At 73.0% G+C, this 278-nt stretch carries 1 pseudogene; it reads right to left on the reverse strand.

Going from position 1 to position 278, the window contains the following annotated elements:
• Positions 1-278, reverse strand: a pseudogene (locus ACZYSP_RS35625) (phosphocholine-specific phospholipase C); the annotation flags it as partial.

Below are 278 nucleotides of genomic sequence, written 5' to 3' on the forward strand. Positions count from 1 at the left end.
GAACAGCAGCTGCAGCTTGCCGCCGGTCGCGTCGACCTTGGCACTTGTGTGCAGTTCGTAGGGCAAGGCGCGCGAGGGCCGCGTGCCCGTGGCCTGCTGCGGCACTTGCGCGTTGGCCGGCGGCACCACCTGCGGCAGCACGTCCTGGTCGGCGCGGACCTTGTCGGCCTCGGCCTTGGTGCGGCTGCCCGCGAGCACCGGCAGCACCTCGGTGTTGGGCGTCGCGACGTTGAAGGCGCGCGTGAGGTCGCCGCACACCGCGCGGCGGAACGGGCTGA

It is taken from the genome of Variovorax sp. F042, assembly GCF_057814215.1.